Source organism: Paraburkholderia tuberum STM678 (assembly GCF_902833905.1).
GTDB classification, from domain to species: Bacteria; Pseudomonadota; Gammaproteobacteria; order Burkholderiales; family Burkholderiaceae; genus Paraburkholderia; species Paraburkholderia tuberum.
Genome location: NZ_CADFGP010000111.1, coordinates 1 through 11,875, shown reverse-complemented (window position 1 = coordinate 11,875; position 11,875 = coordinate 1). Strand labels below are relative to the sequence as shown.

Genomic DNA, 11,875 nt, shown 5'->3' with positions numbered 1-11,875 from the left:
ACGAAACGAAGCTCGCTGGAGCAATCCAGTCGTCAGGAAACGCCGGATACGTGATCCGTACGTCCGGTGTTGTGGGAGGACGGCGGGGGCAACCCCGCCTCCTACCCGATTGCGCGCCGATCAGGCGCGAGTCTGCGTGGTCAGGTCTTGTCCTGCACGACGCCGCGGCGAATCTGATCGAGCTCGATCGATTCGAACAGCGCCTTGAAGTTGCCTTCGCCAAAGCCCTGGTTGCCCTTGCGTTGAATGATCTCGAAGAAGATCGGGCCGATCTGGTTTTCGGTGAAGATCTGCAGCAGCAGGTCGTCCGCTGCGCCGTCGATCAGGATCTTGCGCTTGCGCAGTTCCTCGAGCGGCTCGCCATGATTCGGCACGCGTCGGTCGACGAGTTCGTAGTACGTGTCGATCGTGTCGAGCAGCGAAATGTCCGATGCGCGCAGGCCGTCGACGGTGCGGTAGATGTCGCTGGTGCCGAGCGCGATGTGCTGGATGCCTTCGCCGTGGTACGCGTCCAGGTATTCCTGGATCTGACCGGCGGTGTCCGAGCCTTCCTCGTTGATCGGAATGCGAATCTTGCCGCACGGCGAGGTCATCGCTTTCGACTTGACGCCCGTCACCTTGCCCTCGATGTCGAAGTAGCGCACCTCGCGGAAGTTGAACAGGCGCTCGTAGAACTCCGCCCATTCCTGCATGCGGCCGCGATGCACGTTGTGCGTCAGGTGATCGATATAGGTCAGGCCGTGGCCGACCGGGTTCGGGTTCGCGCCCGGAATCGGCTCGAAGTCGACGTCGTAAATGTCGATGTCACCGATGCTGTTCGGCGTCGCGCCGTTCTTGCCGCGCCAGCGGTCGACGAAATAGATCAGCGAATCGCCAATGCCCTTGATCGCCGGGATGTTCAGCTCCATCGGGCCGGTCTTATTGTCGAAACCCCATGCGCCTTTTTCGAGCGCTTGGGCGTAGGCCTTCGCGGCGTCCTGTACGCGAAACGCAATCGCGCAGATCGACGGGCCATGCAAGCGCGCGAAGCGCTGCGCAAACGAATGCTTCTCCGCGTTGACGATGAAGTTGATGTCGCCCTGACGATACAGCGTCACGTCCTTATGACGATGCCGCGCGACGGCCGTGAAGCCCATCTGTTCGAACAGCTTGCCGAGCGCTTTCGGGTCCGGCGCAGTGTATTCGATGAATTCGAAGCCGTCAGTGCCGACAGGATTTTCCCAAGTTGAAACCTGCATCGTCTGTCTCCAATCCCATGCAAGAGGGTTGCCAAGGCGCGCTGGCGGTGAGCGCGCGGGACGGTCGGCTGAGCGCGACCGGATGGGGCAAGTGTAGAACCGCGATGAAGGCAAATACTTGCGAACTTAATCGCGCGTCGCTACGCTTGAGCCAGTTTATGGCTTTATTCAACGGATACGCGGCAGAACATGGCTAGTAACGAGATAGACGCGATCGATCGACGCATTCTGGCGATCCTTCAGGAGAATGGCCGGCTGTCGAATCAGGAGATAGCGGAACGGATCAATCTGTCGCCGAGTCCGTGCCTGCGGCGGATTCGCCGGCTCGAGGAAAGCGGCGTGATTCGCGGCTATGTCGCGCTGCTCGACGCCCAACGTCTCGGGCTTGACCTGCTCGCGTATGTCAGCGTGCGGCTGGAGAAGGGTGGCGGTCGCGCGTTCAGTCCGCATGGCGAGGCCACGCACGCCGATCTGTTCGGCGCGGCCGTGCAGACGTGGCCCGAAGTTGTCGCATGTCACGCGATGACGGGTGAGATGGATTACCTGCTGCGCGTCCAGGTGGAGGACATGGCGCACTTTTCGCGCTTCGTGCAGGATCAATTGCTGCGGCACCCATCGGTGATCGATGTGAAATCGAGCTTTTCGCTAGAAAAGATCAAGGAAACGACAGCGCTGCCCATTTTGTAGGCTTCACGCGCACGGTCCTACGCGTGGCGTTGATTGGGTACAGATAGAAAAAGGGCGACCTTGCGGCCGCCCCAATCTCATTTCCCCGTAGCGATTATTCAGGCAGCGACAGCCACCGGCATGAACGACTCGAACAGTCGCGAGGCTTGGCGTGCGTGGCGCTTGAGCGCGTAATCGAACACGGCGGCCTGCTCCTGCAGCATTTCCGCGAGGATGCTCGACTGATCGGCCGGCGACAGCGTCAGATAGGCGTCGGCCTCGCCGTACGCGTACTCGATCTTCATGCCGGCCTTCCTGGCGATGTGCATCATGGTCGAATTGCGCGCCAGGCAGTGGATGTACAGCGTCGTCACATGCGTGTTGCGGCTGCGGATCGCGGCGCGCTCGAATAGCCTCGAGCCGATACCGATGCCGCGTGCGCTTTCGAGCACGGAGACGCCGAATTCGGCGGTGCGCTTGTTGCCTTCGGCCGGCAGGTAGGCCAGATGGCCGACGCCGCTCAGTTCCAGCTTGCTGTTGAACACGCCGAATACGGTGTCGCGCGTAAAGTCGATCGCGCGCACGTAGTTTTCGATCACATGGTTCGGCACGACCTGGCCGAAGCGCAGCAGACGGTCTTCTTCGTCGAGCGCGAGGAAGTGAGCAAGCAGGCGTTCGCGATCGGCGGCGGTGAGTTCACGGACCAGAACGTGCGCGCGTTCAGCAGGCAGCGACGCGCGATCGTTCGGCGCGATCGGCTCGGTGTTGCGATGGGTCAGCATGTTCATGGTCGGGTTCTCCTTTTAATCAGGCGGCGTTGTGCACCGCAAAACCGATTTTAACGGAAACCTATGCCATTCACTAGGGAAAACCCGTATCAAAAGTCGAGGTGAATACCTGGAGCGCTGGAACCCTAAATTTAATTATTTGATTTTAAACAGAAGTTAAAAGTGATCGCACGTTCGTGACACGATGCCGCATGGATTCCCTGCGCCGATTTATGTGGTCTGCATGTTGTTGCTTTGCAACATCCAGTGCGCGGGTTGCGATCTGTTCAGAGCATCGTCTACCTGGCCGGCGCGCTGCCGAGACCATGCTCGACCATGCCGACCACCTGCTCGGCGAACTCGCGATAGCCCATCCGGCCGTCCGGCTTGAGCCACGTGAAGGTCCAGTTGATCATGCCGAACACCATCATCGTCAGCGCGGTCTGGTTGTCGCGTGTCGCGCGTTCGGGATAGGCGCGCACGAGCTGCCGCGCGAAGGCGGCGACTACGTCGCGCTGACGGTTCAGGATGATCTCGCGCTGCGAATCGACCAGATACTTGACATCGTTCAGCAGCGCGACGTGCCGGCTGTGCGACGTCTCATACTCGGACAGGAACGCGCGGATCAGCTCCGCGAAGGTTTCACGCTCGCTCAGTTCGCGCCGCTGGCTCGATCCTTCCACCTCGGCGATGATCAGCATCAGGCGCTTCGTGTAGCGATCGAGCAGATCGAACAGGATTGCTTCCTTGCTCTCGTAATAGTGATAGAGGCGCGCTTTCGAGGTGCCGCTCGCCGCGGCAAGATCGGCCATCGACGTGCTTGGATAGCTGGTCTGCGCGAACTTCGCGGCGGCCAGTTCGAGAATCTGCTCGCGTTGGGTTTCGTGGTCGGGGGCTCGGGTGCGGGCCATATTCGTCTGTTCTTATCTTATTGGGGTGAGCAGGGGGCGGATGCCGCGCGCAGTTCGAGCGAGCGCCATTCGTTCGCGTCGCCGCGCAGGCGGATGCGCCGCAGCGCCGCGAGTTCGCGCATGCGCCACAGCACGATGCTGTCGCTGACGAGGAACCACAACTCGGCGGTCATCACGTAGGCGGCGACGCGCGCGGCGGGCTGCCAGGCGTCGGTTGCCCGTTCGAGGATCAGCGCGTCGATTTCCGCAACGCTGCCGCTCGTGAAGGTGTTGTCACGCCAGCGCCGCGTCTCGCCGTTCGCCTGTTTGACCTCCTGCCATTCGAGCGCGAGCCGGCTGATGCGCAGCACGGAAATCGGCGCGGCGTCCGGCAGGTGTGTCTGCAATACGTCCGGCGCAAACATGCCGACCGATGTCGCGCGATCCTTGCGGGTATGCGCCCACGCTTGCGGATCGGTGAGGTCGGCGATCGACAGACGCACTTCGTTCAAACGCTGCGGGCTGTTGCGCACCAGGTAGCAGACGCGGCGCAGCATCAGTTGATCGGACGCGCTTTCGGCGTGCCACACCACGAGATTCGCGGTGCTGTTGGCGAGGCCGTCGAGCACCGCGGCCTGTTCGCGGAACTCGCGCACGAAGTCGCGTTGCGTGTCGGCGCTGACGCGTTCCCAGAAGTCGGCGCGCACGTGCGGAGCGTCGTCGACGCCGCGTAACGGGCCGACCGCCAGATCGTCCCGCAGCGGCTGCACGCGATCGTCGCGGCCCGCCTGGTCCAGCGCGGTACGCAGCGACTCGGCGGCGACGTCGCCGTTGGTGAGGTGAATCGTGCTCATGGGCAAGGGCTTGCAGTGACGCCAGCAGCTGTAACAAAAAGAGGCCGCTCGCCGACTGGAACCCGATGTCCCGATCGATGAGCGGCCCCTAGTTTAAGCGGATCACGAAACGGCCGAAAGCGGTGGCGGACGTCACGGGAGGGCAGTCCGTACCTAGACCACGAAAGCACTCGACTCAACGTTCGTCGTAACTGACGACGACCTTGTCGCTAACCGGATGACACTGACACGTCAGCACGAACCCCTCGCGGACCTCGTGTTCTTCGAGCGTGTAGTTCTTTTCCATCTTCACTTCGCCCTCGAGCACCTTCGCGCGACAGGTGCAGCACACGCCGCCCTTGCACGCATACGGCAGCGCGAGACCGGCGCGCAGCCCGACGTCGAGCACGCTCGTGCCCTGATACGGCAGGCGCAGCTTGCGGCGCTTGCCGTCGAGCACGATTTCGAGCTCGGCCGCGGGGGTGTCCGCGGTGATCTCGACGGGCGGCACGCCCGCCTGCGGCAGCGGCGTACCGAAGCGCTCGACGTGCACCTTCGCGGGCGGCACGCCGGCTGCCTTGAGCGCGGCCTCGGCCGCATCCATCATCGGCGCGGGGCCGCAGATGAACGCTTCGTCGATCGCGTCGGCCGGCAGCAGCTGCTCGATGAACGCCGCGCATTTTTCCTGGTCGAGCACGCCGTTAAACAGCTCGACGTCCTGCAGGTCGTCCGACAGCACGTGATACAGCACGAAGCGGTTCATGAAGCGGTTCTTCAGATCCTCGAGCTCCTCGGCGAACATGATCTGGTCGACGCTGCGGTTGCCGTAGACGAGCGTGAAGGTGCTGCGCGGCTCGACTTCGAGCGTCGTCTTGATGATCGCGAGCACCGGCGTGATGCCCGAGCCGCCCGAGAACGCGAGGTACTGCTGCCCCTGTTCCGCGTTCAGGTGCGTGAAGAAACGGCCGTCGGGCGTCATCACGTCGATCGTGTGGCCCGGCTGCAGCGTGTCGAACGCGAAGTTCGAGAAACGCCCGCCGCGCACGCGCTTGATGCCGATGCGCAACTCGCCGTCGCGATCGTAGTCGGTGACGCCCACGCAGATCGAATACGAACGGCGCGTTTCCTCACCGTCGATATGCGTCTTCAGCGTGACGAACTGCCCCTGCGTGAAGCGATAGTGGTCGCGCAGTTCGGGCGGGACTTCGAAGGCGACCGAGACCGCATCGGCGGTTTCGGGGCGCACTTCGCGGATACGCAGCGGATGGAATTGCGGGGTGGCCATATCAGTACGGTTTGAAGTAGTCGAAGGGTTCGCGGCAGTCGAGGCAGCGATACAGGGCCTTGCAGGCGGTCGAGCCGAATTGCGCGAGCCGCTCGGTGTGCGCCGAGCCGCAGCGTGGGCAGCCTGGGGCCGGCAGCGCGCGCGGCACGAAGCGCAGCACTTTCTCCTGCGGCGCTGACGTCGCGGCTGAACCGCAGTTGCCCGTCGGCGGCGCGATGCCGTAGACGCGCAGTTTTTCGCGGGCTTCGGCCGTGATCCAGTCGGTGGTCCACGCCGGCGCGAGCACGGTGGCGACGCGGTATGGCGTGAGCTGCGCGGCCTCGAGCGCACGGCCGATGTCTTCGGCAATCTGCGACATCGCCGGGCAGCCCGAGTAGGTCGGCGTGATCACGACTTCGAGCGCGCCGTCGGCGGCGCGTCGCACGTCGCGCAGGATGCCGAGCTCGCGGATCGACACCACCGGGATCTCCGGGTCGGGTACCGCTTCGAGCACGGTCCATGCGCGGGTGAGCGCGGCATCGGTCGTGGCAGCAGCGGCGTTCGCGGGCTGCGGAGCGGTCGAGGTCGTCATCGCGTGCTCACCAGCTGGCGCCCGGATGCTGGCGCGCGAGGCTCTGCATTTGCGCGAGCACGAAACCCATGTGCTCCGAATGCTCGCCGTGCTTGCCCGTGCTCACGTGCCGCAGCGCCGCGGGCAGCGTCAGCGTGGCCTGGTCGAGCGTGGCGCGCACGTCGTCGAGCCACGCGGCTTCCAGCGCCGAGGTGCGCGGGCCGATGCCGGCCGCGGCGACCGCGTCTTCCACCGCGTCCGCGCTGAAGAACTCGTACGTGTACGGCATCAGATAGTCGAGCGCGGCCTGCGCGCGACGGTGCGATTCGTCGGTGCCGTCGCCGAAACGGATCAGCCACTCGCTCGCATGATGCACGTGGTACTGCGTTTCCTTGATCGACTTCGCGGCGATCGCGGCGAGCTGCCCGTCGGTGGAGCCCGTCAGCGCACCCCACAGATGCATCATCAGCGTCGCGTACAGGAAGTTGCGCACGATCGTGACCGCGTAATCCTTCCCGGCCTGCGCGGTGCCGGCGAGCGGCCCGTAATGCGGCAGCTCGGCGAGCGTGTAGTTCGCGAATTCGCGCTCGGCGCGGAAGTACGCGTAGTCGTCTTCGTTGCGCTGACGGCCGGTGAGCGGCGCTTCGAGCGCGGCCGCGTGCGTGTACAGCAGGCGCGCCTGCCCGATCAGGTCGAGGCTCATGTTCGACAGCGCGATGTCCTCTTCGAGGATCGGGCCGTGGCCGCACCACTCGGTGTTGCGCTGACCGAGGATCAGCGCGGTATCCGCGAGGCGCAGCACGTACTGGAGATGTTCGGGCGTAATCGGCGTAATGGGCGTAGTGGACGTAGTGGTCATGGCCGCGCTTACATGTGGTTGACTTCGTCGGGGAGCGTGTAGAACGTCGGGTGGCGATAGATCTTGTCGCCCGCCGGTTCGAACAGCTCGGCCTTCTCGTGCGGCGCCGAGGCCGTGATCGCCGAGGACGGCACCACCCAGATGCTCACGCCTTCCTGGCGGCGCGTGTAGACGTCGCGCGCCATGCGCAGCGCCATCGGCGCGTCGGCGGCATGCAGACTGCCGCAGTGTTTATGGTCGAGTCCCTGCTTGCTGCGCACGAACACTTCCCAAATCGGCCATTCCTTGTTCATTGCTGATCTCCTGATTCCTTTGATGTGCGGTGCCACTCAGGCGGCGTGCTGTTGCGCGCGCTGGCGCTGCTTTTCCGCGTGGGCGAGCGCGGCTTCGCGTACCCAGGCGCCGTCTTCATGGGCCTTCACGCGGGTCGCGAGGCGCTCGCGGTTGCACGGGCCGTCGCCATTGACGACGCGCCAGAACTCTTCCCAGTCGATGTCGCCGTAGTCGTAGTGGCCGCGCGCCTCGTTCCATTTGAGGTCCGCGTCGGGCAGCGTGACGCCGAGCACCTTCGCCTGCTCGACGGTCGCATCGACGAATTTCTGGCGCAGGTCGTCGTTGGTGATGCGCTTGATGCCCCATCTGGCCGACTGGTTGCTGTGGACCGAATCCCTGTCGCTCGGGCCGAACATCATCAGCACCGGCCACCACCAGCGGTTCACCGCCTGCTGGACCAGAGCGCGCTGCGCCTCGGTGCCGGCCATCATCGCGAGCAGCGCGTCGAAGCCCTGGCGCTGATGGAACGACTCTTCCTTGCAGATGCGGATCATCGCGCGGGCGTACGGGCCGTAGGTGCAGCGGCACAGCGGGATCTGGTTCATGATCGCCGCGCCGTCGACGAGCCAGCCGATCACGCCGACGTCGGCCCAGGTGGGTGTCGGGTAGTTGAAGATGCTCGAATACTTGGCCTTGCCCGCGTGCAGCGCGTCGATCAGCTGCTCGCGCGAGACACCGAGCGTTTCGGCGGCGCTATACAGATAGAGGCCGTGGCCGGCTTCGTCCTGCACCTTGGCGATCAGGATCGCCTTGCGCTTGAGGCTCGGCGCGCGCGTGATCCAGTTGCCCTCGGGCAGCATGCCGACGATCTCCGAGTGCGCATGCTGCGAGATCTGCCGCACCAGCGTTTTGCGGTACGCGTCGGGCATCCAGTCCTGCGGCTCGATCTTGCCGTCGGCGCTCATGACCGCGTCGAAGCGAGCCTGTTGTTCGGGCGAATTCACGTCCGCGTCCAGCGGGGCAACGTTGCCGGGGATATCGAGGGATTGGGTGTACATGAGGGACGCTCTCTCTGGAGGAGTGGTCTGTGTCGGCGTAGTATAAACCAACCGACCGGTCGGTTAATAAATTTTTTGTGCAGAGACGTTGGGGCTGATAGCTCATTGAGTGCGTCGAAGCATGCATGCCGGTTTGCCCGGTTTCGAAGGGCCGGCGCTTCATGACCGGCCGTCACCCCGCGCCGACACTTACCGGTAAAATTGCGAATTGGCCGCGATTTGCGGCCCACTTGCATCTCCGGCACTCATGTTACGTCTAAGCGAAATCAAACTCCCGCTCGATCATCCCGAAAGCGCCCTCGAAGCCGCCATCCGTGCGCGCCTCACGGAACTCGGCGTGGCGCGGGACGGGCTCATCCGATACACCGTGTTTCGCCGCGCGCACGACGCGCGCAAGCGCGCCGACATCAAGCTCACCTACATCGTCGATGTCGAGGTCAAGGATGAAGGGGCCGCGCTGAAACGGCTCACCGACGTGCCGCATTGCGGCGTGACGCCCGACATGAGCTACAAGTTCGTCGCCGAAGCGCCCGCCCAACTGAGCACGCCGCGTCCGGTCGTCATCGGCATGGGGCCGTGCGGACTGTTCGCGGGCCTGATCCTCGCGCAGATGGGCTTCCGGCCGATCATCCTCGAGCGCGGCAAGGCCGTACGTGAGCGCACCAAGGACACGTTTGGCCTGTGGCGCAAATCGGTGCTGAATCCCGAGTCGAACGTGCAGTTCGGCGAAGGTGGCGCGGGCACCTTTTCGGACGGCAAGCTCTACAGCCAGATCAAGGACCCGAAACACTACGGCCGCAAGGTGCTCGACGAATTCGTGCGGGCCGGTGCGCCGGAGGACATCCTGTACCTGAGCCGGCCGCATATCGGCACGTTTCGTCTCGTCAGCATGGTCGAGAAGATGCGCGCGAGCATCCACGAGTTGGGCGGCGAAGTGCGCTTCGAAACGCGTGTCGAGGACATCGACATCGACAACGGCCAGGTGCGCGGGCTGAAGCTGTCGACCGGCGAGACGCTGCGCTGCGACCACGTTGTGCTGGCGGTCGGCCATAGCGCACGCGATACCTTCCAGATGCTGTACGACCGCGGCGTTCACGTCGAGGCGAAGCCGTTTTCGCTCGGTTTTCGGATCGAGCATCCGCAAGGGATCATCGATCGGAGCCGTTTTGGGAAATTTGCCGGTCACAAACAGCTCGGCGCAGCCGACTACAAGGTGGTGCACCACTGCAGCAACGGGCGAGCGGTTTATAGCTTCTGCATGTGTCCCGGCGGCACCGTGGTGGCGGCCACGTCCGAGCTGGGGCGCGTCGTCACGAACGGCATGAGCCAGTACTCGCGCGCGGAGCGCAACGCGAACGCGGGCATCGTGGTCGGCATTACGCCAGACGACTACCCGGGCGGGCCGCTCGCCGGCATCGCGTTCCAGCGCAAGTGGGAGGAGCGGGCGTTCGAGCTCGGTGGCGGTAACTATATGGCTCCAGGGCAGTTGGTCGGCGACTTCATCGCGGGGCGGCCGTCCACTTCACTCGGCTCGGTCGTTCCGTCGTACAAGCCGGGCGTGCGGCCAACCGATCTCAGCACCGCGCTGCCCGACTACGCGATCGAAGCGATTCGCGAAGCGCTGCCACAGATGGAGAAGAAAATCGCAGGTTTCGCGATGCATGATGCGGTGCTGACCGGCGTTGAAACGCGAACTTCGTCGCCGGTACGCGTGCGTCGCGGCGACGACTACCAGAGTGTCAACGTCAACGGGCTGTATCCGGCGGGCGAGGGTGCGGGGTATGCGGGCGGGATCTACTCCGCGGCAATCGACGGAATCGAGGTCGCCGAAGCGGTCGCGCTGAAGATCATGAGTCGGCAAACGGCGTGAGACCGAACCGGCACAGCCGCCGGGCGCCGGGGTCAGCGGACCTGCCTGCGATTGCCGGCGCTTGCCGCGTCGTTCGGGCACAATGCGCGTTTCGCCTCGAACCGATCCTCCGAATGACCATTCGCACCTTGGCTGCCGCATGCGGCGCGGCGCTGCTTGCCCAATTTGCCCCGTTTGTCGGTTCCTCGAGTGCGTTCGCTGCCGAAGCGTCCGAGCATTGGGTCGCCGTTTGGGCGACCGCGCTGCAACCGATTCCACAGCGGGCCGAGTTGCCACCGCTGTATCGCGCGCCGGAAGTCGCCGGGCGCACCGTTCGGCAAATCATGTATCCGACATTGTCGGGGAGGGTGGCGCGAATTCATCTGAGTAATGCGTACGGCAAGACGCCTCTCGTCATCGACGAACTGCGCATCGCGCGCTCCGCCGGTGGCGCGGCAGCAGTCGAGGGCGCCGGCAGTCGGGTGACGTTTGGCGGTAAGGGCGCGGTCAGCGTACCGCCTGGCGGCGAGGTGGACAGCGATGCGGTCGCGATCGATGTCGTCGAGGGCGCGCCATATGCGATCAGTGCGTTCGTGGGACCGGAGCAGCGGATCGTCGCATGGCACCGAGTGTCGAATCAGGTAAATTATGTGTCCGGGCCCGGCAATCACACCACCGACGCGTCCGCCACGGCGTTTCCCGGCCGCTTCACGCAATATGTGTGGGTCACAGGTTTGTCGGTGGAGGCGGCGGCACCGTCGCTTGCCGTGGCCGCGATCGGCGACTCGATCACCGACGGCATGCGCTCCACCCTCAACCAGAACCGTCGCTGGCCGGATGCGCTGGCTCGGCGGCTGGCGGCGAGCGGCGCGCAGTCGACCGCGATCGTGAATCTCGGCATCAGCGGCAACCGGCTCCTGAGCGACTCGCCTTGCTATGGCGACGCGCTTGCGAGCCGCTTCGAGCGCGACGTTTTGCGACGTCCAGGCGTCAAAGCGGCGATCCTGCTGATTGGCATCAACGACATCAACTTTGCGGCAATGCCGCCTCATGGCGGGCTCGACTGCGATTTTCCTCATACGTCGGTCACGGCTGCCGATCTGATCGCCGGTTACCAGCGAGTGATCGCGGCCGCGCGGCGCAACGGTGTCAAGATGTTCGGCGCGACGCTGACGCCGGCGTCGCTGCCACCGGAGCGGGAAAACATCCGACTCGCGGTTAATCAGTGGATCCGAACTAGTCGTGCTTTCGATGGCGTCGTCGACTTCGACGCGGCGTTGCGCGATCGGGCGCAGCCGGAGCGTCTGCAGCGCGCTTTCGATAGTGGCGATCACATCCATCCAAGCGACGCGGGCTACGCGGCTATGGCCGCTGCAGTTCCTGTCGAGGTCGTGGTGGATGCGACCCGGAAGTGAGCGGCAACTTTTTTAAGCGAAAGCAAAAACGGGTATTGACGAGACGCGAAAGAGTCTCCATAATCTCGCTTCTCTGCTGCAGACGCAGCGACGCAAACGAAGCAGTGCCGGGTAGTGGTGGTTCAGGCGCGGCGGGTTTGGCGGACCGATCTTTAAAAACTAACAGTCGATAAGTGTGGGCGCTTGATGCGG

The 11,875-nt window shown here is 64.2% G+C and carries 12 protein-coding genes; 3 read left to right on the top strand and 9 right to left on the bottom strand.

What is annotated here, in order from left to right; translation table 11 throughout:
• Window positions 1-140: 140 nt before the first annotated feature.
• A complete protein-coding gene (gene hppD, locus HWY30_RS39310) occupies window positions 141-1,238 on the bottom strand; it encodes a 4-hydroxyphenylpyruvate dioxygenase (protein ID WP_090802191.1) in 1,098 nt (365 codons plus the stop codon).
• Between the two features lie 189 nt (window positions 1,239-1,427).
• On the opposite strand from hppD, the gene HWY30_RS39305 reads away from it, so the two are divergent.
• Window positions 1,428-1,925, top strand: a complete 498-nt coding sequence (locus HWY30_RS39305; protein ID WP_090802190.1) for an Lrp/AsnC family transcriptional regulator — start codon at window positions 1,428-1,430, stop codon at window positions 1,923-1,925.
• Between the two features lie 98 nt (window positions 1,926-2,023).
• Here the strand turns inward: HWY30_RS39305 and HWY30_RS39300 are convergent, their stop codons facing one another.
• The 8 genes from HWY30_RS39300 to paaA all read right to left on the bottom strand — a co-directional run bounded on the left by HWY30_RS39300 (window position 2,024) and on the right by paaA (window position 8,419).
• Window positions 2,024-2,692 carry a GNAT family N-acetyltransferase gene (locus HWY30_RS39300; protein WP_090802188.1) on the bottom strand — a complete coding sequence of 223 codons (669 nt, stop codon included), beginning with the start codon at window positions 2,690-2,692 and terminating at the stop codon, window positions 2,024-2,026.
• A 278-nt stretch (window positions 2,693-2,970) separates the two neighbouring features.
• Entirely contained in the window at window positions 2,971-3,582 is a 612-nt protein-coding gene (locus tag HWY30_RS39295) for a TetR/AcrR family transcriptional regulator (RefSeq protein WP_018418677.1), read from the bottom strand.
• 17 nt (window positions 3,583-3,599) lie between these two features.
• A complete protein-coding gene (locus HWY30_RS39290) occupies window positions 3,600-4,415 on the bottom strand; it encodes a DUF1835 domain-containing protein (RefSeq protein WP_090802187.1) in 816 nt (271 codons plus the stop codon).
• Between the two features lie 175 nt (window positions 4,416-4,590).
• Complete coding sequence (paaE, locus tag HWY30_RS39285) at window positions 4,591-5,679, bottom strand: 1,2-phenylacetyl-CoA epoxidase subunit PaaE (RefSeq protein ID WP_090802185.1); 1,089 nt, start codon at window positions 5,677-5,679, stop codon at window positions 4,591-4,593.
• Window position 5,680: 1 nt separating this feature from the next.
• Complete coding sequence (gene paaD, locus HWY30_RS39280; RefSeq protein WP_090802184.1) at window positions 5,681-6,250, bottom strand: 1,2-phenylacetyl-CoA epoxidase subunit PaaD; 570 nt, start codon at window positions 6,248-6,250, stop codon at window positions 5,681-5,683.
• A 7-nt stretch (window positions 6,251-6,257) separates the two neighbouring features.
• Window positions 6,258-7,088: a 1,2-phenylacetyl-CoA epoxidase subunit PaaC gene (gene paaC / locus HWY30_RS39275; protein WP_090802183.1), complete on the bottom strand. Its 831-nt coding sequence runs from the start codon at window positions 7,086-7,088 to the stop codon at window positions 6,258-6,260.
• A gap of 8 nt (window positions 7,089-7,096) precedes the next feature.
• Complete coding sequence (gene paaB / locus HWY30_RS39270; protein ID WP_018418671.1) at window positions 7,097-7,381, bottom strand: 1,2-phenylacetyl-CoA epoxidase subunit PaaB; 285 nt, start codon at window positions 7,379-7,381, stop codon at window positions 7,097-7,099.
• Window positions 7,382-7,417: 36 nt separating this feature from the next.
• On the bottom strand, window positions 7,418-8,419 hold the full coding sequence (gene paaA / locus HWY30_RS39265) for a 1,2-phenylacetyl-CoA epoxidase subunit PaaA (protein WP_090802181.1): 1,002 nt from the start codon (window positions 8,417-8,419) through the stop codon (window positions 7,418-7,420).
• A 247-nt stretch (window positions 8,420-8,666) separates the two neighbouring features.
• Here paaA and HWY30_RS39260 point away from each other — a divergent pair, with 247 nt between their 5' ends.
• Window positions 8,667-10,289 (top strand): NAD(P)/FAD-dependent oxidoreductase, encoded by a 1,623-nt coding sequence (locus HWY30_RS39260; protein WP_090802179.1) that lies wholly within the window; start codon window positions 8,667-8,669, stop codon window positions 10,287-10,289.
• Window positions 10,290-10,402: 113 nt separating this feature from the next.
• Window positions 10,403-11,683 carry an SGNH/GDSL hydrolase family protein gene (locus HWY30_RS39255; protein WP_090802178.1) on the top strand — a complete coding sequence of 427 codons (1,281 nt, stop codon included), beginning with the start codon at window positions 10,403-10,405 and terminating at the stop codon, window positions 11,681-11,683.
• Window positions 11,684-11,875: the final 192 nt, after the last annotated feature.